The organism is Reyranella sp. (assembly GCF_965229815.1).
In the GTDB taxonomy this organism is placed as follows: Bacteria; Pseudomonadota; Alphaproteobacteria; order Reyranellales; family Reyranellaceae; genus Reyranella.
The window spans coordinates 1,425,613-1,446,662 of record NZ_CBDDJN010000002.1 but is presented as its reverse complement, the minus strand read 5'-3'; the positions used below and the strand labels follow the sequence as shown (position 1 = coordinate 1,446,662).

Annotated in this window: 18 protein-coding genes; 11 read left to right on the top strand and 7 right to left on the bottom strand. The window is 68.9% G+C overall.

Going from position 1 to position 21,050, the window contains the following annotated elements:
* The first annotated feature begins 140 nt into the window (after window positions 1-140).
* Both ACO073_RS07340 and ACO073_RS07335 read left to right on the top strand, forming a co-directional pair.
* Window positions 141-1,775 (top strand): ABC transporter ATP-binding protein, encoded by a 1,635-nt coding sequence (locus ACO073_RS07340; protein ID WP_421996504.1) that lies wholly within the window; start codon window positions 141-143, stop codon window positions 1,773-1,775.
* A gap of 126 nt (window positions 1,776-1,901) precedes the next feature.
* The gene (locus tag ACO073_RS07335; RefSeq protein ID WP_421996503.1) at window positions 1,902-2,117 is read left to right on the top strand and encodes a dodecin family protein; all 216 of its coding nucleotides are present in this window, start codon (window positions 1,902-1,904) and stop codon (window positions 2,115-2,117) included.
* 4 nt (window positions 2,118-2,121) lie between these two features.
* Here the strand turns inward: ACO073_RS07335 and ACO073_RS07330 are convergent, their stop codons facing one another.
* The 5 genes from ACO073_RS07330 to ACO073_RS07310 are packed head-to-tail and all read right to left on the bottom strand — an operon-like array spanning window position 2,122 to window position 6,854.
* Window positions 2,122-2,886 (bottom strand): ABC transporter permease, encoded by a 765-nt coding sequence (locus ACO073_RS07330; RefSeq protein ID WP_421996502.1) that lies wholly within the window; start codon window positions 2,884-2,886, stop codon window positions 2,122-2,124.
* Window positions 2,886-3,635 carry an ABC transporter permease gene (locus tag ACO073_RS07325; RefSeq protein ID WP_421996501.1) on the bottom strand — a complete coding sequence of 250 codons (750 nt, stop codon included), beginning with the start codon at window positions 3,633-3,635 and terminating at the stop codon, window positions 2,886-2,888. Before ACO073_RS07325 ends, ACO073_RS07330 begins: the two co-directional genes overlap by 1 nt.
* Entirely contained in the window at window positions 3,632-4,417 is a 786-nt protein-coding gene (locus ACO073_RS07320; protein ID WP_421996500.1) for an ABC transporter ATP-binding protein, read from the bottom strand. Before ACO073_RS07320 ends, ACO073_RS07325 begins: the two co-directional genes overlap by 4 nt.
* A gap of 7 nt (window positions 4,418-4,424) precedes the next feature.
* Complete coding sequence (locus ACO073_RS07315; protein WP_421996499.1) at window positions 4,425-5,828, bottom strand: amidohydrolase family protein; 1,404 nt, start codon at window positions 5,826-5,828, stop codon at window positions 4,425-4,427.
* A 3-nt stretch (window positions 5,829-5,831) separates the two neighbouring features.
* Window positions 5,832-6,854, bottom strand: coding sequence for an ABC transporter substrate-binding protein (locus tag ACO073_RS07310; RefSeq protein ID WP_421996498.1), 1,023 nt, complete (start codon window positions 6,852-6,854; stop codon window positions 5,832-5,834).
* A 137-nt stretch (window positions 6,855-6,991) separates the two neighbouring features.
* Between ACO073_RS07310 and ACO073_RS07305 the strand changes: the two genes are divergently transcribed.
* A complete protein-coding gene (locus tag ACO073_RS07305; RefSeq protein ID WP_421996497.1) occupies window positions 6,992-8,620 on the top strand; it encodes an acyl-CoA dehydrogenase family protein in 1,629 nt (542 codons plus the stop codon).
* A gap of 9 nt (window positions 8,621-8,629) precedes the next feature.
* Here the strand turns inward: ACO073_RS07305 and ACO073_RS07300 are convergent, their stop codons facing one another.
* The gene (locus tag ACO073_RS07300) at window positions 8,630-9,457 is read right to left on the bottom strand and encodes an SAM-dependent methyltransferase (protein WP_421996496.1); all 828 of its coding nucleotides are present in this window, start codon (window positions 9,455-9,457) and stop codon (window positions 8,630-8,632) included.
* Window positions 9,458-9,499: 42 nt separating this feature from the next.
* Between ACO073_RS07300 and ACO073_RS07295 the strand changes: the two genes are divergently transcribed.
* The 6 genes from ACO073_RS07295 to ychF all read left to right on the top strand — a co-directional run bounded on the left by ACO073_RS07295 (window position 9,500) and on the right by ychF (window position 15,682).
* Window positions 9,500-10,972, top strand: a complete 1,473-nt coding sequence (locus ACO073_RS07295) for a M81 family metallopeptidase (protein WP_421996495.1) — start codon at window positions 9,500-9,502, stop codon at window positions 10,970-10,972.
* A gap of 84 nt (window positions 10,973-11,056) precedes the next feature.
* On the top strand, window positions 11,057-12,061 hold the full coding sequence (locus ACO073_RS07290) for an isopenicillin N synthase family dioxygenase (protein WP_421996494.1): 1,005 nt from the start codon (window positions 11,057-11,059) through the stop codon (window positions 12,059-12,061).
* A gap of 162 nt (window positions 12,062-12,223) precedes the next feature.
* Entirely contained in the window at window positions 12,224-13,156 is a 933-nt protein-coding gene (locus ACO073_RS07285) for a ribose-phosphate pyrophosphokinase (protein ID WP_421996493.1), read from the top strand.
* A gap of 93 nt (window positions 13,157-13,249) precedes the next feature.
* The gene (locus tag ACO073_RS07280; RefSeq protein WP_421996492.1) at window positions 13,250-13,933 is read left to right on the top strand and encodes a 50S ribosomal protein L25/general stress protein Ctc; all 684 of its coding nucleotides are present in this window, start codon (window positions 13,250-13,252) and stop codon (window positions 13,931-13,933) included.
* Between the two features lie 27 nt (window positions 13,934-13,960).
* On the top strand, window positions 13,961-14,581 hold the full coding sequence (gene pth, locus ACO073_RS07275) for an aminoacyl-tRNA hydrolase (RefSeq protein ID WP_421996491.1): 621 nt from the start codon (window positions 13,961-13,963) through the stop codon (window positions 14,579-14,581).
* 3 nt (window positions 14,582-14,584) lie between these two features.
* Window positions 14,585-15,682 carry a redox-regulated ATPase YchF gene (gene ychF, locus ACO073_RS07270; RefSeq protein WP_421996490.1) on the top strand — a complete coding sequence of 366 codons (1,098 nt, stop codon included), beginning with the start codon at window positions 14,585-14,587 and terminating at the stop codon, window positions 15,680-15,682.
* A 44-nt stretch (window positions 15,683-15,726) separates the two neighbouring features.
* Here ychF and ACO073_RS07265 read toward each other — a convergent pair whose 3' ends face one another.
* Entirely contained in the window at window positions 15,727-17,661 is a 1,935-nt protein-coding gene (locus tag ACO073_RS07265; RefSeq protein ID WP_421996489.1) for a PhoX family protein, read from the bottom strand.
* A gap of 176 nt (window positions 17,662-17,837) precedes the next feature.
* Between ACO073_RS07265 and ACO073_RS07260 the strand changes: the two genes are divergently transcribed.
* Both ACO073_RS07260 and ACO073_RS07255 read left to right on the top strand, forming a co-directional pair.
* Window positions 17,838-19,208 carry an esterase-like activity of phytase family protein gene (locus ACO073_RS07260; RefSeq protein WP_421996488.1) on the top strand — a complete coding sequence of 457 codons (1,371 nt, stop codon included), beginning with the start codon at window positions 17,838-17,840 and terminating at the stop codon, window positions 19,206-19,208.
* A gap of 72 nt (window positions 19,209-19,280) precedes the next feature.
* Window positions 19,281-21,044 carry a DUF4153 domain-containing protein gene (locus ACO073_RS07255; RefSeq protein WP_421996487.1) on the top strand — a complete coding sequence of 588 codons (1,764 nt, stop codon included), beginning with the start codon at window positions 19,281-19,283 and terminating at the stop codon, window positions 21,042-21,044.
* Window positions 21,045-21,050: the final 6 nt, after the last annotated feature.

The following is a 21,050-nucleotide window of genomic DNA, read 5'->3' as shown; positions in this document are numbered from 1 at the left end:
CTGAGCGAGCGAAGCGAGCCGAAGGGTCTCTTTTTCATGTTCGAGGTTCTTGTGTTTCATAAGCGATCCCTCCACTCCGCCTGGCGTTTACCCCGAGGAACGAGGGGGGCTTCGGTCGGGATGACGGCTGTGGTGCTCCGATGAGCACCACAGCCGTCAAGCCCGTCCTGGAAGTCCGCAACCTGAGCGTCGCCCTGCCGGCCGGCGCCGACCGCGCCCATGCGGTCGAGAAGGTGAGCTTCACCGTCAATCCCGGCGAGATCGTCTGCCTGGTGGGCGAGTCGGGCTCCGGAAAATCGGTCATCGCCTTCACCGTCATGGGCCTGCTGGCCAAGGCGCTGAAGCCGACCTCGGGCGAGATCCTGCTCGAGGGAGAGAACGTGCTGGCGGCCGGCGAGGCGCGCCTGCGCGAGCTGCGCTGCACGCGCATGTCTATGATCTTCCAGGAGCCGATGACGGCGCTCAATCCGGTCATGACCTGCGGCGAGCAGATCGACGAGGTGCTGGAGACCCATACCAAGCTAGACTCCGCCCAGCGCCGCTCGAAGATCCTGACCATCCTCGAGCGCGTCAAGCTGCCGGATCCGGAGCGCATCTACGCCTCCTACCCGCACCAGCTCTCGGGCGGACAGCGCCAGCGCATCATGATCGCCATGGCGCTGGTCCTCGATCCGGTCCTGCTGATCGCCGACGAGCCGACCACGGCGCTCGACGTCACGACCCAGGCCGAGATCCTGAAGCTGGTCGCCGAGCTGCAGGCCAGCCAGGGCACCGGCGTCCTCTTCATCACCCACGATTTCGGCGTCGTCGCCGAGATCGCCCACAAGGTCGCCGTCCTGCGCTGGGGCGAGCTGGTCGAGATGGGGCCGACCGAGCAGATCCTGTCGCGACCCGAGCAGGGCTACACACGCATGCTGATCTCCTCGGTGCCGTCGATCCATCCGCAGCACCGCGGCGCGCGCAAGGACGGCATCACGGTGCTGCGCACCGAGAAGCTCGGCAAGACCTACACCGGCTCCGGCTTCTTCCAGAAGGCGCGCGTCGTGAAGGCCGCCACCGACGTCGACCTCGACATCCGCCGCGGCGAGACGCTGGGCATCGTGGGCGAATCGGGCTCCGGCAAGTCGACCGTGGCGCGCTGCATCGCCCGCCTGATCGATCCCAGCGAGGGCAAGGTCTTCCTGGGCGACACCGAGATCGCCACCATGCCGGCCGGCAAGCTGCGCCCGCATCGCCGGCGCGTGCAGATCGTCTTCCAGGACCCCTACCGCTCGATGAACCCGCGCATCACCGTGGGCGAGTTCATCATCGAGGGGCCGATGAACTTCGGCCTCAAGCGCGACGAGGCGATGGCCCGCGCCCGCAAGCTGATGGAGACGGTGCGCCTCGATCCCAACGCGCTCGACCGCTACCCGCATCAGTTCTCGGGTGGCCAGCGCCAGCGCATCTGCATCGCGCGCGCGCTCGCCATGGAGCCCGAGCTGCTGATCGCCGACGAGGCGGTGTCGGCGCTCGACGTTTCCGTGCAGAAGCAGGTGCTGGAGCTGCTCGACGAGATCCGCCAGCGGCTGAACCTCGCAGTGCTGTTCATCACCCACGACCTGCGCGTCGCGGCGCAGATCTGCGACTATGTCGCGGTGATGAGCAAGGGCCGCGTCGTCGAGTACGGCTCGGCCGAGCAGGTCTTCGGCGCACCGAAGGACGAGTATACCAAGTCGCTGTTCGCCGCCGCCCCCGGCCGCAACTGGGAGTTCGGCAAGTTCGCCACGGCATGATTTGAGCCGTCGGCCACGCGGTGCTAGCCTTGCGGCCAAGGAAAGGCCTGCAAGGCACCCGCTGCCGCGCCCTCCCCCTGACCGGCACCGGACTGAGACGGCGAACCCGTGTCGAGGGAGGCTCACATGGCGGACAGCGTCTACAAGGTGATCGAGCTCGTAGGCACCAGCAGCGACTCCTGGGAAAGAGCGGCGAAAGTCGCGGTCGAGCGTGCGGCCAAGTCGTTGCGCGACCTCCGGGTCGCCGAGGTCGTCGAGCAGGACCTTGTCATCGAGAAGGGCAAGGTCGCGGCCTACCGCACCAGGCTCAAGGTCTCGTTCAAGTACGAAGGCGGCGGCTGACGCCTCACGTGTAGCGGTCGCGCACCCGCCGCTCGACCAGGCCCGCCAGCAGGAACGCCGTCGCCGAGATCACCGTGGCGACGGCGCTGGCGCCGAACGCCTGCTCGGTCTGGAAGTCCGACTTGGTCTTGGCGAACAGGTAGCCGAGCCCGGACGTGCCCATCAGGAACTCCGCCACCATGGCGGCCAGGATGGCGTGGGCGGCCGCGAGCTTGAAGGCGATGGCGAGGTTGGGCATGGCCGCGGGTAGCGCCAGCCGCAGCAGCACGTCGAGCCGCGAGGCGCCGAGCACGCGGAACAGGTCCTCGGCGCCCGGCGGCGGCGCGCGCAGGCCGGACGAGGCGAAGACGAAGGACGGGAAGAAGGTGATGATCACCACGATCGCGAGCACGGTCGAGGTGTCGTAACCCAGCAACCGGGCGATCACCGGGATCAGCGCCACGACCGGCACCGAGCTGAACAGGACGGTAAGCGGGTTGAGCAGCCCCGCCGCCACCGGCGAGAACCAGGCGGCGACCGCGAGCCCGGTGCCCACCACCATGCCCATCACCAGGCCGAACGCCGCCACGGCGAGCGTGATCCCGACATTGCGCAGGTAGACGTCGGGATGGCTCACCAGGTCGCCAAGCACGGCGGTCGGCGTCGGCATGACGATGGGGTTGAAGCTGTTGGCGATGACCCAGAGCTCCCAGGCGACCAGCAGCAGGATGATGCCCCAGTAGTCCTCGACGAGGCGCAGCAGCAGCGGGCGGCGGGCCGTGGTCTCCATCAGCCGAACCTCGAATAGGCGGCCCGCTCGAGCAGCGTGAGCGCGCCGTAGATCAGCAGCGAGGACGCCACCGCCAGCAGCACGGCGCACCACAGCAGCACGATCTGGAAGTTCTGCATGGCGTTGATGATCAGGATGCCGATGCCGCGCGGCGCCCCGAACCATTCTCCGATGATGGCCCCGATCAGGGCGGCGGGCCAGGCGAGCCGCAGCCCCGAGACCAGCGACGGCATCGCCGCCGGGAGCTCGAGCCGCCAGAACCGCCGGACGCGGTCGGCGCCGAGCACCGCGAACAGGTCGCGATGCGCCGCGGTCGCCCGCTGCAGGCCCGAACCGACCGACACGAAGACGATGAAAAAGACGTGGATCGACGCCACCGCCGCCGGCGTGCTCTCGCGGCTGAGCAGGACGAGGAAGATCGGCCCCAGCGCGATCGACGGCACCGAGTTCAGCACCGCCGCCAGCCGGTCCGAGCCGCGGCGCAGTGGCGGTACGAGATGCGCCAGGGTCGCAAGCCCCAGTCCCGCGGCGGTGCCCCAGAGGTAGCCCATGGCCGTCTCCGCCAGCGTGGCGCCGAGCGCGCGGCGGAACAGCGGCAGCCGGCTTTCGTCGGTCAGCATGTCCAGCACCGCGCTGAGCGGCGGCCAGCTGATGCCGGCCAGCTTCAGCTGGCCGATCAGCTCCCACAGCGCCAGGAACAGGCCGATGCCCAGCGCGCCCAGCAGCAGGCTCCGCGTGCCCGCGCTCATGACGGCGGCGGCTCCTCGTTCTCCAGCGCCGCCGTCAGGTCGTCGACCATGCGATGGAATTCCTCGCTGCGCATGACCGCCGGATCGCGCGGCCGGGCGAAGGGCACGGCGACCTCGCGCACGATGCGGCCGGGCCGGCCGCTCATCACCACGACCCGGTCGGCAAGGAACAGCGCCTCGTCGACCGAATGGGTGATCAGCAGGGTCGTGATCTGGCGGGCCGACCAGATGCGCTGCAGCTCGACGTTCATCTGCCGGCGGGTCACGGCATCCAGTGCGCCGAACGGCTCGTCGAGGAGCAGCACCTCGGGCTCGAGCACCAGGGCGCGAGCGATCGAGGCGCGCTGGCGCATGCCGCCGGAAAGCTGGCGCGGCCGCGCCGTGGCGAAGCGCGACAGGCCGACCAGGTCGATCAGCCGCGCGATCGCCGCCTCGTCCGGCCGGCGGCCGGCGATGCGGAACGGCAGCGCGACATTGTCCCGAATGCTGAGCCAGGGCAGCAGCGCATGGTCCTGGAAGGCGACGCCTAGCGCATGGTTGGCCGAGACCTGGCCCGGCGGGGCGCCGTCGACGCTGACGGTGCCGCTGCTCGGCTGCTCCAGCGCCGCCACCAGGCGTAGCAGGGTGCTCTTGCCGCAGCCGCTGGGGCCGAGGATCGCCACGAACTCGCCCGGCGCGATGGCGAGCGACAGCTCGGCCAGCGCCAGCACGCCCTCGCTGCTGCCGGCCAGCGCGAAGCGCTTGCTGACCCGGTCGATCGCGATGGCGGCGCGCCCGCTCATGGCCGCCTCAGGCCGTCATCGCGTCGAAGCGTTCCATCAGCTTCGGCAGGCGTTCGGCCAGGCGGCGGTCGATCTCCTCGCGGTCGACCGTCAGCAGCTCGCGATCCTTCATCACGACCTTGCCGTCGATCACCACCGTGCGCACGTCGCGGCCGACCACGGTATTGGCAGCGACGAAATACGGATCGTAGAGCGGCATGTGGTCGAGCTGGGTGCGGTCGACCAGCAGGATATCGGCCTTCTTGCCGACCTCGAGGCTGCCGATCTGGTTCTCGAGGCCGAGCGCGCGGGCGCCGCCGTTGGTCGCGACCTTCAGGATCTCCTCGCTGCCCATGACGTTGCGGTAGGCGATCGGCGTTCCCATCACTGCCTGCTGGCCGATGCGGGTCGCATGCGCGACCTGGAAGATGTCCAGCGACCCCCACGAGGCGGCGCCGTCGGTGCCGAGCCCGATGTCGATGCCGCGCCGCCACATCTCGGAGAGGCGATGCGGGCCGATATGGTAGTTGTTGAAGGCGCAGTGGCAGGCGGACGGCCGATGGCGGACGAAGAGGTCCATCTCCTCGGCCGACAGCAGCACAGAGTGCGCGCAATGCATGTGGCGGTCGAGCGCGCCCAGCCCGTGCAGGTACTCGGCCGGCCGCTTGCCGAACCTCTCCAGCGCATAGTCGATCTCGTAGACGCCCTCGCAGAGATGCGTATGGATCTTTACGTCGAGCGCCCGGGCGGCCTCGGCCATGCCCTCGATCAGCTCGGGGGTGCAGACCATGATCTGTCGCAGCGACAGCCAGGCCTGGACCCGGTCGGTGCCGTGGCTCGCGCCCTTCCAGCGCTTGACCAGGGCGACGTTGCGGTCGTGGCACTGCCGGGTGGTGGCGATCATGGAGCCGGGCACGTTGGTCCCCTGGTCCACGGTGCTGAGCGCCACGAAGCCGCGGATGCCGATCTCGACGGCGGCCCGGCCCATCGCGTCGGGATGCGGACCGCCCGCCTCGGCGAAGCAGGTCGTGCCGACCGAGATCATGTTAGCGTAGCACAGCAGGCCGCTCAGATGGACGTCCTCGTCCGTCAGCATGCCTTCGAACGGGATGTAGTAGTTCTTCCACGGCGGGATCTTGATCGGGCGGCGCAGGCCGATCTCGGCCAGCTTGCCGCGCAGCAGGGTCTGCGCCGTGTGGACATGCGCGTCGATCAGGCCCGGCATGGCGATCTGCCCGGCGCCGTCCAGCGTCGAGGCTGCCGTGACATGCCGGCGGGCGGCCGACGCCTTGCCGATCCACACGATCCTGTTGCCCCGGATGGCGACGGCGCCGTCGCGGATCACGCGGTTGCGGTCGTCGATCGTGACGACGTCGCAGCCGCTCAGCAGCAGATCGACCTTCTGCGGCGCCGCGCCCGCCTTGCCGGCCACGGCTCAGCTCTTCTTCAGAGAGGCGTGCACTTCCTGCATGACGGCGAAGTCCGCGAGCTTGTCGACCTCGGGCAGCTTGTCGCGGCCCGACGCCTTGGCCGCGGCATACATCGGCCCCGCGATCGCATCGCGATCGAGCACCAGCAGCGGCTGGTCGGGCTTGGCGGGGTTCTTCAGCATGCCGTACTGCAGCTCGTTCTGGCGGGTCTGCTGCTTGAGATCGAGGCCGAGATCGGCGCCGTACTTGGAGACCGCCAGCTTGGCGGCGACCGCCGGATCCTTGGCGTTCTCCATCCAGCCGCGGGTCAGCCCGCGCAGGAACTTGACCACGGTCGGCCGGTTGGCCTGCAGGTAGGCGCGCGTCACGAACACGAGGTTGGCGTAGGACTTGAAGCCCATCGAATCGAACGAGGTGAAGAAGAAGTCCTTGTCGCGCACCATGCCCATGCGCTCCAGGGTGACGGCCTGGTTGGTGCCGTAGGCGGTGTAGCCGTCGCCCGCCTTGGACAGGAGCGGCTCGGGCGAGAAGCCGGCCGGCACGAACTCCCACTGCTTGGGCAGGTTGTTGAGGGCGAGCGTGGCGTCGATCGCGGTCCGTTCGTTCGGACCCTGGGCCAGGATCTTCTTGCCGACGATGTCGGCGGCGCTCTTGATGGGCTTGGCCGCCAGCGACAGGATGCCGAGCGGCGACACCGGGAAGGTGCCGGCCACCAGGACGAAGTCGTTGCCGCGGCCGACCGCGTCGAGATAGGGCAGCCAGGTGCCGTAGCCGAACTCGGCATTGCCGGCCGCCACGGTGACCGGCGGCGGCGGGGCATTGGGCCCGCCCGGAAGGGTCTTCACCTCGAGACCCTCGTCCTTGAAGTAGCCGTTCTCCATGGCCAGCCAGATGCCGGCATATTCGACGTTGTTGATCCAGCCCAGCGCGACGCGGACCGTGGTGGTCTGGGCCCAGGCGGGAACGGCGCCGGTTGCGCCCGTCAGCACCAATCCGCCCGTTGCCTGGATGAAGTTCCTGCGCCGCATGGCCGTTTCTCCCGCTTGCCGATCGTTGCCCGTTGCCTGCAGCCACGTGCAAGGGCCGGGCCAGTCCCCGCAGCCCGTCCGCGCCAAGGCCCTGTCCCGGGCTTGCCGCCGCGACGGGGCGGGACCAGACTCGACGGATGTCCAGCGGCCTGCTCGAAGACGCCTCGTTCAACCAGTCGCCTGCCTTCGGCGACGTCGACCTGTTCGGTGCCGACCGGCCGCTGGCCGACGCCGCCCGCCGCGCCGGGCTCGATCTTGCCGCGCTGTCCGCCTGCGGCCGCGACTATGGCGCGGCGGCGACCCTCGATCTCGGCCGCGTGGCCAACGAGAATCCGCCCAAGCTGCGCACCATGGACGGCCGCGGCAACCGGCTCGACCTCGTCGAATTCCATCCCGCCTATCACGCCCTCATGCAGAAGAGCATCGGGCACGGCATCCACGCCTCGGCCCACGACGGCAGCGACCCGGCCGGCCCGATGTCGGCGCGGGCGGTGCGCCTCTATCTCGCCACCCAGGCCGAGAGCGGCCACATGTGCCCCATCACCATGACGCACGCCTGCATCGGCGCGCTGCGCGCCGAGCCGGCGCTGCTCGAGCGATGGCTGCCCCGCATCCAGACCCGCATCTACGATCCGCGCCCGCTGCCCTGGTGGGAGAAGGACGGCGTGACCCTGGGCATGGGCATGACCGAGCGCCAGGGCGGTACCGACGTGCGCGCCAACATCACCGAGGCGCGTCCGGCCGGCGGCCATGTCGAGATCACCGGCCACAAGTGGTTCATGTCGGCGCCGATGTGCGATGCCTTCCTGGTCCTTGCCCAGGGAGAGGGCGGCCTCACCTGCTATCTGATGCCGCGCTACCGGCCCGACGGATCGAAGAACCAAATCCGCTTCCAGCGCCTGAAGGACAAGCTCGGCAACAAGTCGAATGCCTCCTCGGAGGTCGAGTTCCACGGCGCCTGGGCCGAGCGAGTCGGGCCGGAAGGCGCCGGCGTGCGCACCATCATCGAGATGGTGAACCTGACGCGGCTCGACTGCGCCATCGCCTCGGCCGGCCAGTCGCGCATCGCCCTCAGCCAGGCGCTGAACCATATCCGCAACCGCTCGGTCTTCCAGAAGCGCCTGGCCGACCAGCCGTCCATGCGCGCCACGGTCGCCGACATGGCGCTCGAGCTGGAGGCGCAGGTCGCCCTGGTGTTCCGCCTGTGCCGCGCCGCCGAGCACGCCGCGCTGGACCCGGCCGAGGCCGCCTACGCCCGGCTGCTGACGCCCGCCGTCAAGTTCCTGGTGTGCAAGAGCACGCCACAGCTGGTCTACGAATCGCTCGAGTGCCTGGGCGGCAACGGCTACACCGAGGACCTGCCGCTGGCGCGCTACTTCAGGGAATCGCCGCTCAACGCCATCTGGGAGGGCTCGGGCAACGTCATGGCACTCGACGTGCTGCGCGCCGCCGGCCGCCATCCCGACCAGGCGATGGCGACGGTGGGGGCCCTCGCCAGGACGGCCTCGTCGGCCTTCGACGTGCGGCCCCTGGCCGAGTCGCTGGCCGGCATCCTGCGCTCGGGCGAGGCCGAGCGGCGCGCCCGCTTCGTCTGCGAGGGCCTCGCCCGCATTGCCGCCGTCGCGGCGCTGGCCGAGGCCGGGTCGGACTTCGCCGCCCTCTATGCCGACACGCGTCTTCGCGGCGTCCCCAGCGCCCAGTTCGGCGCCGCCGATCTCGGCGGGGCGGAAACCGCGCTGATGGACCGCGCGCTCGCGACCGCCTGACGGCGGGCGTCAGGGCCGGCGGGCCGTCAGCCGGACGCCGCCCAGGGCGCCGCTGCGGTAGAGCCGGTCGATCGTCGCGCGGAACAGCTCCTGGGCCGCCCAGGCCTCCTCGCCCTGCGTGTCGATCAGGCTGGCGCGATCCGAGCGGCAGGCCTCAAGCCGCTGCGCGGCGTGCGGCGCCCAGTCGTCGGTCAGGTCCGTCGCCACCACCTCGACCAGGCCGGCCTGGCCGAGGTCACGGACATTGTCGTCGATGCCGGTGACGGTAACGCCGTGCACGACGCCGCGCAGGTCCCGCAGGTCCGCCGGGGCAAACGGAGCGCGCCGGCACAGATCCTCGATGTAGCATCGCCCGCCGGGCCGCAGGACGTCGGCGATGCGGCGGACCAGCGCCGGCCGGTCGGCGATGTGCAGGATGGCCAGGAAGCTGATGACGGCATCGAAGGACCCCGACGGCAGGGAGAGGACGAGCGCATCGCCGCACAGGTGGGTGACCCGGTCCGCGAGGCCGCTGCGGCGCGTCAGGTCGAGGGCGATCCGGTGAAGCTCGGGCTGCAGCTCCAGCGCCGTGACGCGGCAGCCGGTCGTATGGGCGAGGAAGCGCGCCGGGCCGCCGATCCCGGACCCGATGTCGAGCACCCGGCTGTCGGGCCCGAGTCCGAGAAAACGGCCGGCGTCGCAGATCGCGGCGGTGCCGTGATAGTGCCATTGGTCGAGGGCGAAGAGCATCTCGGGCGGAATGGGATCGTCGGGCCCGATGCCGCGCGCCGCCAGGCCGCGCGCGATACGGTCGACGTGCGTGTAGAGCGGCATCGATGCGAGACCGGAGTCGCTCATTTTTCCTCCTGACCTCCGGAACATGCTCTAAGATCGCCGCCCATGAAAAAGATCTTCACCGCGTGCCTCGGTACCGAGACCAACACCTTCGCGTCCATTCCCACCGGCCAGCAGCTTTTCCAGGACACATGCCTGTTCCGCAAGGCCAGCTACGGCGAGAACGTGCCGATGTTCGGCGCGCCGCTCGCCGTGTGGCGTGGTCGCGCCGAGGCCAAGGGCTGGGAGGTCGTCGAGAGCCTCTGCGCGTTCGCCCAGCCGGCCGGAAAGACGGTCAAGAAGGTCTACGAGGCCTTCCGTGACGAGATCGTCGCCGACCTGAAGGCCGCCCTGCCGGTCGACGGCGTGTTCCTGTCGATGCACGGCGCCATGGTCGCCGAGGGCTACGACGATTGCGAGAGCGACATCCTGGCCCATGTCCGCAAGGTTGTCGGGCCCGACGTCCCGGTCGGCGCCGAGCTCGACCTGCACTGCAATATCGGCGAGGGCACGCTGCGCGACGCCACGGCCCTGGTGCTGTTCAAGGAGTATCCGCACGTCGACGTTCCGGAGCGCGCCGACGACCTGTTCACCGTCATGGAAGGTGCCATCGAGGGCCGCACCCGTCCGGTGATGGCGGCCTGGGACTGCAAGATGATCGGGGTGTTCCACACCACCCGCCAGCCGATGCGCGGCTTCGTCGACAAGCTGCAGGCGATGGAAGGCAAGGACGGGGTTCTGTCGCTGTCGATCGCCCACGGCTTCCCGTGGTCAGACATCCGCGAGATGGGCAGCAAGCTGATCGCCATCACCGACGGCGACCGGTCCAAGGCCGAGAAACTGGCACGCGAGCTCGGCCAGGAATTCTTCGCCATGCGCGAGGCCACGCAGCCGCCTTACGTCTCGCTCGACGCCGCGATGGCGCGCGTCTCCTCGCACAACCTGCCCAAGCCGATGGTGCTGGCCGACGTGTCGGACAATGCCGGCGGTGGCGCCGCCTCCGATTCGACCTTCATCCTGAAAGCCCTGCTCGACCGCAAGGTCCAGGACGCCGCCATCGGCATGTTCTGGGATCCCGGCGCCGTGAAGCTCGCCTTCGAGGTCGGCGAGGGCGCCGAGCTCGACATCCGCATCGGCGGCAAGCTCGGCCCGCAGTCGGGCCCGCCGGTCGACGGCCGCGCCAGGGTGCTGAAGCTCGAGAAGAACGTCACCATCGAGTTCGGCGGCGAGCGCAAGAGCGTGGGCTCGATCGGCGACGCCGCCGCCCTGCAGATCGAGGGCGTGACGGTGATCGTGAACAGCAAGCGCACCCAGTGCCTGAGCCGCGACTGCTTCACCAAGCTCGGCGTTGATCCCTCGGCCAAGAAGGTCGTGGTGGTGAAGTCCATGCAGCACTTCCACGCCGCCTACGCCCCGATCGCCAGCGAGGTGGTCTACGTGGCGGCGCCGGGCGCCCTGGTGCCCGACTGGTCGCTCCTGCCCTACACCAAGGTCGACAAGGGGCAGTGGCCGTTCGTGGCCAACCCGCACGCCGCCTAGCCCTTCATTGCGCGGCGCGGGAAAACCCGCCCCCGCCGCACGCTTGGCATCCGGTTTGCGTCGCCTCCGGCCGGAGGAGGACGCATGCCCGACACCATCCCCATCATCGACATCTCGCCCTTCCTGGCGGGCGGCGAGGCCGGGCGGCGGGACGTCGCCCGCGCCGTCGACCGGGCCTGCTCGGAGATCGGCTTCCTGCTGGTCACCGGCCACGGCATCCCGGCGTCGCTGGTCGACGACATGCGCCGCGTCTCGGCGGCCTTCTTCGACCGGCCGCTCGAGGACAAGCTGCGCTACCGCATGCCGCCCGACCGCTACCGCGGCTACATCGCGCTGGGCAACGAGGCGCTGGCCTACAGCCTCGATGAGCAGACGCCGCCCGACTACAAGGAATCCTTCTCCATCGGGCCGGTCGACGCGCCCGACGACGCCTATCATCGGGCCGCCACGCCGGCCAACTTCTTCGCCCCCAACATGTGGCCGGAGGGGCTGCCCGAGTTCCGCGAGACCTGGACCGCCTACTATCGCGACATGGAACGGCTGGCGACCAGCCTGATGCGGATCTTCGCGATGGGCCTCGGCATGGACGAGCGGTTCTTCGACGACAAGATCGACCGCCACATCACCAACTTCAGCATGCTGCACTACCCCGCGCAGCACGAGCCGCCGCTGCCCGGGCAGCTGCGCGCCGGCGCCCATACCGACTATGGCAGCCTCACCATCGTGAAGCCGGACGGCGCCGAGGGCGGCCTGCAGGTCCGCGCCAGGGACGGCGGCTGGCTGGACGTGCCGCACGTCCCCGAGGCCTTCGTGGTCAACCTGGGCGACCTGATGGCCGAATGGACCAACGATCGCTGGGTGTCGACCCTGCACCGGGTGGTCAACCCGCCGCGCGCCACCGCCTCGGCCGCCCGGCGCTTCTCGATGGCGTTCTTCCACCAGCCCAACTACGACGCCGTCATCCAGTGCCTGCCGACCTGCGCCGAGGCCGGCCGGCCGCCGCGCTACATGAAGACGACCTCGGGCGAGCATGTCTGGATGAAGATCAACAAGCACCGCCAGCCCGAGCACGCGGCCGCGGCGCCCTGAACCCGGGCCCGCCGGCCGGCCCGCCCGAATGCGATATTTCAGGCCGTTTACAGCGCGGGGACTCATTGGTATGGTCCGCCGCGTCGCGGCCGGGAGTGGCCGTTTTGTCGTTTTATTTCAACGGCTTAACGAGAACCCGCCCGGCGACAGGGGTCGCGCGATATGAAGATTCTCACCGGCAACAGCAACCGTCCGCTGGCGGAAGCGATTTCCGCCAAGCTGGCGCTGCCGCTGGTCAAGGCGAACATCCGCCGCTTCTCGGACAACGAGATCTTCGTCGAGATCCTTGAGAATGTCCGCGGCGAGGACATGTTCGTCATCCAGTCGACGAGCTTCCCGGCCAACGACCATCTGATGGAACTGCTGATCACCATCGACGCGCTGCGCCGCAGCTCGGCCCGGCGCATCACCGCGGTGATCCCCTACTACGGCTATGCGCGGCAGGACCGCCGCACCGGCCCGCGGACGCCGATCTCGGCCAAGCTGGTCGCCAACCTCCTGACCCATGCCGGTGCCAGCCGCGTCCTGACCCTCGACCTGCACGCGGCCCAGATCCAGGGCTTCTTCGACATCCCCGTCGACAACCTGTTCGCCGGGCCGGTGTTCAGCAAGGACATCCAGGAGACCCTGTCGAACCGCAACCTGACGGTCGTGTCGCCCGACGTCGGCGGCGTGGTGCGCGCTCGTGCCATCGCCAAGCGGATTGACGCCGACCTCGCGATCATCGACAAGCGTCGCGAGCAGGCGGGCGTCAGCGAGGTCATGAACGTGATCGGCGACGTCAAGGACCGGGACTGCATCCTGATCGACGACATCGTGGATTCCGCCGGCACGCTGTGCAACGCGTCCGTCGCCCTGATGGATCAGGGGGCCAAGTCGGTCTCCGCCTATGTCACGCATGGCGTCCTGTCGGGCGGCGCCGTGGCGCGCGTCGCGGCCTCGCCGATGGAGAAGATGGTGATCACCGATTCCATCCAGGCGACCGAGGCGGTGCGCGTATCGCCCAACGTGCGGCCCCTCAGCATCGCGTCGCTGATGGCCGAGGCCATGAAGAGAATTTCCGAGGAGTCCTCGGTGTCGAGCCTGTTCGACTAGGGACTTCCGGAGATGCGGCGCTGGGCACCCCTGGAGGCCACGCCGCGAGTGAGAGAGAGAGAAAGAGAAACCGAACCTTTAGGAGAAGTTGAAATGGCAGAGACGACGAAGGTCGTCGCGAGGAAGCGGGACCGGGCCGGCAAAGGGGGCGCCCGTTCCAGCCGTCGCGAAGGACTGATTCCCGCCGTGATCTACGGCGACAAGCAAGCCCCCGTGATGATCGCGGTCGAGCCGAAATCGATCGAGCGCGACATCCACAAGGAGGGCTTCTTCAATCACCGGATGCAGATCGACGTCGACGGCACGAACTACGACGTGCTGCCGCGCGACGTGCAGGTCGACCCGGTGACGGACCGTCCCCTGCATCTCGACTTCCTGCGCATCGGGCCCGACTCGATCATCACCGTCCAGGTGCCCGTGCACTTCAAGAACGAAGTGCTGGCCCCCGGCATCAAGCGCGGCGGCGTGCTGAACGTCGTCCTGCACGAGATCACGGTGCGCACCAAGCCGGCCTCCATCCCCGAGTATTTCGAGGTCGACCTGACCGGCCTCGAGATCGGCCACTCGGTGCATCTGTCGTCGCTGGCCATCCCCGAGGACGTGCGCGTCGTGACGCGCGACCACAACGCCACCGTGGCCTCGATCGCCGCACCGACGGTCGTCCGCGAGGCGGCCCAGACGGACGCGGGAGCACCGGCCGCCGAAGGCGCCGCGGCGGCACCGGCTGCCGGGGCGGCAGCGCCGGCCGCCGGCGCGGCAGCGCCGGCCAAGAAGTAGGCGGCGGGCCCAGGCTCCGTCCGTTCGATGCTTCTGCTGGTCGGGCTCGGCAATCCCGGGCCACGCTACGCGGGGCACCGGCACAATGTGGGATTCATGGCGGTGGACGAGATCGTCCGCCGCCGTGTCTTCTCGCCCTGGCGCGACCGCTTCAACGGCGAGATGGCCGAAGGCCATCTCGCCGGCGAGCGCACGCTGGTGCTGAAGCCCATGACCTTCATGAACGAATCGAGCAAGGCGGTCGGCGAGGCGGTGCGCTTCCTCAAGATCCCGCTCGACCGCATCGTCGTGTTCCACGACGAGCTCGACCTGGCGCCGGGTCGCGTGCGCATGAAAAAGGGCGGCGGCGCCGGCGGCCACAACGGGCTGCGCGACATCGACGCCCATGTCGGCAACGGCTATCGCCGGGTGCGGATCGGCATCGGCCATCCCGGCAACAAGGACCTCGTCCTGCACTGGGTGCTGCGAGACTTCGCGCCCGAGGAGCGCGATCCGAAGGACGGCTGGCTGCCCCGGGTGCTGGGCGCGCTGGCCGACGAATCGGCGTTGCTGGTCGACGGCACCGGCAAGACCGATGAACGCTACATGAGCCGGGTGGCGCATCTCGCGCCGCCCCCCAAACCTCCGGTCGAAGAGTCGAAAGCGTAGACCATGGGCTTCAACTGCGGAATCGTCGGCCTGCCCAATGTCGGCAAGTCGACCCTGTTCAATGCGCTCACCGCCACCCAGGCGGCGCAGGCGGCCAATTATCCGTTCTGCACCATCGAGCCCAATGTCGGCCGGGTCGCGGTGCCCGATCCGCGGCTCGACCGGCTGGCCACGATCGCCCAGTCGGCCAAGATCGTGCCGACGCAGCTCGAGTTCGTCGACATCGCGGGCCTGGTCAAGGGCGCGTCGCGGGGCGAGGGCCTGGGCAACCAGTTCCTCGCAAACATCCGCGAGGTCGACGCCATCGCCCACGTGCTGCGCTGCTTCGAGGACGGCGACGTCACGCACGTCTCGGGCAGCGTCGATCCGGTGCGCGACGCCGAGATCGTCGAGACCGAGCTGATGCTGGCCGACCTCGATTCGCTCGAGAAGCGTCTGCCCAACCTCGAGAAGCGGGCCAAGGGCGGCGACAAGGAAGCGGCCGTCGAGGTTCCCGTCGTCCGCAAGGCGCTGGACGCGCTGCGCGACGGCAAGCCCGCGCGCGAGGCCGCGCTGACCGCCGAGGAACGGCCGGTCTTCCAGCGCCTGCAGCTCATCACCGCCAAGCCCATGATGTACGTGCTGAACGTCGAGGAAGCCTCGGCGGCGACCGGCAACAAGTACAGCGAGGCGGCCGCCGAGTACGCAAGGGCGCGGGGCATGCCGTCGGTCGTGATCTCGGCCGCCATCGAGGCCGAGGTCGCCCAGCTCCCAACAGAGGACCAGGGCGAGTACCTTTCCTCGCTCGGTCTCGAGGAGACCGGCCTCGCCCGCGTCGTGCGCGCGGGCTATGCGCTGCTCGACCTCGTCACCTTCTTCACGGTCGGTCCGAAGGAAGCCCGCGCCTGGACGGTGCGGCGCGAGGCCCGGGCGCCCGAAGCGGCCGGCGCCATCCACACCGACTTCGAGAAGGGCTTCATCCGCGCGGAGACGATCGCCTACGACGACTATGTCAGCCTGAACGGCGAGGCCGGCGCCCGCGACGCCGGCAAGCTCCGCCTCGAGGGCAAGGACTATCCGGTCCGCGACGGTGACGTCTTCCACTTCCGCTTCAACGTCTGACGCCCTCGCGGCGGGTCATCCCCGCCGCGATCGGCCGCCCCTTCTCAGGACCCGATCGGTCCGCCGCCCTTCTTGGTGATGGCGATGACCGAGGGGCGCGGCGGCATGTTCTCCTGGAAGTCCGGCCAGCGCGTGGACGGCTTGTCGAAGCTCGAGCCGGCATCCTCGCCGGGATGCTGGATGGCCAGGAACACCGTCGAATCGTCCGGCGTGACGATGGGGCCGCAGACTTCCGCGCCGCTCGGCGCCTGGAAGAAGCATCGCGTCAGGCCCTTGCCGTAGCCCGTCGTGTCCGCGCCGTAGAGGCCGTCCGCGATGCCGGCCGCCGTCGGCGCGCCGTCGGTGGCGATCCAGATGCGCCCCTTGCTGTCGAACGCGCAGTTGTCGACGCAGGACAGCCAGCCGTTCTCCGACACCTGCCGGTGGTAGCGCGCCCCCGGATCCATGCCGGGACGGCCGCCGACCAGGAAGATCGACCAGGTTCCCTCCGCCGAGGCGTGGTCGCCATCCTTGGGCGCGATCTCGATGACATGGCCATGGGCGTTGCGCGCCAGGGGGTTGGCTCGGTTCACCTGCTGCTCGGTACGTCGCGTGTTGTTGGTCAGCATGACGTAGACGCGACCCGTCGCCGGATTGGTCTCGATGTCCTCGGGACGGTCCATCGGCGTCGGCTTCAGGAGGTCGGCCGCCATGCGCGCCTGGATCACGACATCGGCCTGGCTCGCAAAGCCGTTCTCCGCGGTCAGCGGCCCCTGGCCGTGGACCAGCGGCAGCCACTCGACCTTGCCGTCGTCGTTGAAGCGCGCGACGTAGAGCGTGCCCTCGTCGAGCAGGTCCTTGTTCGCGGCGCGGTCATTGGGATTCCAGGGGCGGGCGGTGACGAACTTGTAGACATAGTCGAAGCGCTCGTCGTCGCCGGTGTAGAAGACCACGCGGCCGTCCTTGGCCAGGGCGTAGGTGCAGCCCTCGTGCTTGAAGCGGCCCAGCGCCGTGCGCTTGACCGGCGGGGAGCCCGGATCGTACGGGTCGATCTCGACCACCCAACCGAAACGATTGGGCTCGTTCGGTTCCTTCTCGACGTCGAACCGGTCGATGTGCTGGGCCCAGGCATACCAGGTCGCCTTGGAGACGCCGTAGCGCTTGTACGCCTTGGCATCCGGCATCTTGTCGGCGTCGCCGCCGAAATAGCCGTTGAAGTTCTCCTCGCAGGTCAGCCAGGTGCCCCAGGGCGTCGAGCCGCCGGCGCAGTTGTTCAGCATGCCCAGGACCTTGCGGCCCGTCGGATCGGCCGAGGTCTTGAGCTTGTCGTGACCCGCGGCCGGTCCCGACACGTCGATCGGCGAGGTCCCCGTGATGCGACGGGCGTACCTCGACTCGGGCACGACCTTCCAGGTGCCGTTGTCGCGCTGGATCTCGATCACCGACCCGCCATGGGCGGCCATCTCGACCTCGACCTGCGGCTTCGACGCCTTGAGGTTGACGTTCCGGCCGGCCCCCAGCCCCGCGAACATCAGGCCGGGATCCGTGTACTCGTGGTTGACGACCATCAGGAAGCGGTCGCCCGCCGGGCTTCCCGCCGGCAGCGGATGCAGGCCGATGAAGTCGCAGTTGTAGCCGAACTGCTTCTCCTGCGCGGCGACGGTCAGGGCGGTCGGGTCGAACGCCGGCGCACCGGACACGACCGGATCTCCCCAGCGGATCACCACCTGCGCCTCGTAGCCCTCGGGGACGTGATGCATCCTGTCCAGGCCATGCGGCACTTCCTTGAAGGTCAGGGTCGACGGCCCGGTCGCCTGGGCCAGGGCCGTGTTGCCGAGAAGATCGGCGGTCAGCGCCGCGGCGGCGCCCGCTCCGGCGAGGCCACGCAAGGCCGCCCGACGCCCGAGGCGACGCGCGATCAGCTCGCCCATCGTCGTCTCGCCGCTGCGATTGGATCCGATGTCTTCCGGGTCGACATCTCCGAGGCTGCGCCGGTCCATCCCAAGTCTCCTGTGGAGGTTTTCCTGTCGCCTACTCCCGGCCGGCGATGGCGTCGTTACCGAATTGTTGCGACACCGTGACAGCCCGTAGTCGATGCACCGGGCATCCACAGGCGCCGTCGCCAAACCGTAGCGCCTCCCCGCTAGCACCGCATCGTCGACGACAAGGAGACGACATGCGTACTCAACCCTTCCTGATGGCGGCAGCGGCCGGCCTCCTGCTGGCCGCCTCCGTCAGCGCCCAGACCAAGTATCCCGCGGTGCTCGAAGGCCAGGCGGTGCTGCCGGCCCTCACGCTCGTGCCGCCGCCGGCCGATGCGCCGCAGGACCTGCAGATCTCCGGCCGCTATGCCGGCCCGCCCGGCAAGCGGGTCGACGCTCCGGAGAGCGTCGCCGGAAACTCGGCGCTGTCCGACAAGTCCGCGCCGCGTCCGACGGGGCTCAGCCTGCCGTTCAAGGGCCAGCCCGTGCAGGGCTTCTCGGGCATCAAGAACCTGCGCGACGGCACCTTCCTGACGCTGAGCGACAACGGCTTCGGCAACAAGGCGAACTCGCCCGACGCCATGCTGATGTTCCACATCGTGAAGCCGGACTGGAAGACCGGCGCTGTCGAGCGGGTCTCGACCGGATTCCTGAACGATCCCGACCGCAAGGTGCCGTTCCGCATCGTCAACGAGAACACGCCCAGGCGCTATCTCACGGGCTCAGACTTCGACATCGAATCGATCCAGCCGATCGGCGATGCGCTGTGGTTCGGCGACGAGTTCGGCCCGTACCTGATCAAGACCGATCGAACCGGCAAGGTGCTGGCGGTCTACGACACCGTGGTCGATGGCAAGACCGTGCGCTCTCCGGACCATCCCGGCCTCGTCATGCCGGCAACGCCCGGGCCGGTGAGGTTCGAGGCCCGGCGCAGCAAGGGCTTCGAGGGGATGGCGGTCTCGCCCGACGGCAAGACCCTCTATCCGCTGCTCGAAGGGCCGTTGCTGGCCGGCGACAAGGGCGAGCCCGAGGCCCGCGACGGCCAGCGCTTCCTGCGCATCCTCGAGTTCGACGTGGACAAGGGTGCCTGGACCGGCAAGAGCTGGAAGTACGCTCTCGAGCAGCCCACCAACTCGATCGGCGACTTCAACCTGATCGACGCCAGCACGGGCCTGATCATCGAGCGCGACGACACGGAGGGCGACGCCGCCTTCGCCTGCATGGCGAACGCGATCAAGGTCGACTGCTTCAACGTGCCGGCGAAGTTCAAGCGGATCTACAAGATCGACTTTTCCCAGGCCGACGCCGACGGGTTCGTGAAGAAGGTCGGCTACATCGACCTGATGGACATCGACGATCCCCAGAAGGTCGCCCGGCAGGGCGGCAAGGACGGCAAGCTCACCTTCCCATTCTTCACGATCGAGAACGTCGACCTCGTCGACGGCGACCGCATCATCGTCGGCAACGACAACAACCTGCCCTTCTCGTCGGGACGCGCCCTCGGCAAGTCGGACGACAACGAGCTGATCCTGCTCAAGGTCACGGACCTGCTGAAGGCGAAGTAAGGCTCGCGATCCATGTGATAGGCTTCCGATCCTGCTCGCTCAGGTAGCAGGATCGGTGGCGGAGCCTGTCACATGGACCCTCTCGTCTCCTCGGCGAACCGCGCAGCCGTCGTGCGCGTCACGATCGGCCTCGCGCAGGGCATCGCGCTCTATTGGCTGTCGATCGTCAACGAGCAGAAGCTCTGGCCCCCGGACCAGCCCGAAGCGCTGGTCGCCTTGCAGGTGGCCCTGGTCTTCGCACCGCTCGTCGCCATCTCCGGCTTCGGCAATCTTCGCCTGCGCACGCTTCTCGCGTGGACCGCAGCCTCGGCCCTGATATGCGCCGCGGTCGGCTACCACGCCGCGTCCGCAATGCGGCAGTCCACGAGCGGTTTCTGGATCTGGTGGGAGCCGTTGAGCGCCTTCACGCCATCGCTGGCATGCCTGCTTTTCATCGCCAATGCCCTGGTCACCGCAGGAGACGTCGACCGCAAGCCGATCGCCGGCTTCACCACCTACTTCGAGGTCTCGTGGAAGCAGGTCACGCAGCTCGCCCTCTCCGCCCTTTTCGTCAGCCTCTTCTGGGGCGTCCTGTGGCTGGGCGCCTGGCTGTTCAGGTCGATCGAGGTGCAGATCGTCGGCGAGACGATCGCCAAGCGATGGTTCTGGCTACCGGCGACGACCGTCGCGGTGAGCGTCTCCCTGCACCTGACCGACCACCAGGCAAACCTGGTGCGCGGCGCGCGGACGCTGCTGCTCAACCTGATGTCCTGGCTGATGCCGGTTCTGACCGTGATCGGTGCGGCCTTCCTCGTCGCCCTGTTCTTCACCGGCCTCGACCCGCTGTGGCACACGCGCTACGCGACCCGCAGCCTGATGGTGGCGGCCGCCCTCCTCATCCTGCTGATCAATAGCCATTATCAGGACGGCGAGGCGCCCGGCGGTGGCCGCCTGCTGGTCTACACGCGATTCCTGGCTGCGCTGATGCTGGTCCCGCTGGTGGTGCTGGCGTCCGTCGGGCTCGGCCTGCGCGTCGACCAGTATGGCTGGACCCCGTCGCGGGTCATTGCCTGCGCCTATCTCGTCATGCTCGCGGCCCACGCACTGGGCTATGCCCTTGCCGCGCTGCGATCGGGCCCGGCCCTGCGCGGCCTGCCCACGACCAACATCATCTCGGCGTTCATCGTCGGCGCCGGCCTGCTCGCGCTGCTGACGCCGCTCGCCGATCCGACGCGCATCTCGGTGGCCGATCAGGTCGGCCGCCTGGAATCCGGGCGCGTGGTGCCCGAGAAGTTCGACTTTGCCTTCCTCGAGCATCGCGGCGGCCGCTACGGCAAGGACGCCTACGACCGCCTGCGGACCAGCCCACAGGGGCCCAACGCTGCGCGCATCACGGCACGCATCGAGGAACTGCGCTCGAAGGCGACGCGGTCGGCAAGCGGTGCGACCGCCGATACGCGGCGGCGAAACATCACCGTGGTGCGACCGGCTGGCGATGCCTTGCCAGCCGACTTCCTGAGTCAGGACTGGAAACCCAGCAGGCTGCCCGCGATTCCCACGCCGCGCTGCCTGACGACGGCGGAAGTCAAGTGCGAGGCGAGCCTGATCGACCTCACGGGCGACAACGAACCCGAAATCTTGCTCTCTGATCCCTTCTTCGCCACAGTCTTCGCTCGAATGGCCGACGGCACGTGGGCAGCCGTCGGCCAGATCCGCGACAAGCTTTCCTGTCCGGGCGTGCGAGACGCATTGCGTACCGGCAAGGTCGAGCCGGTGGCGCCGCGCTTCAAGGACGTCGAGGTTGCGGGCGAACGGTTGCGGATCGCCATGCCGATTTGCGGCAACCGGCAGCCCTGACGATGC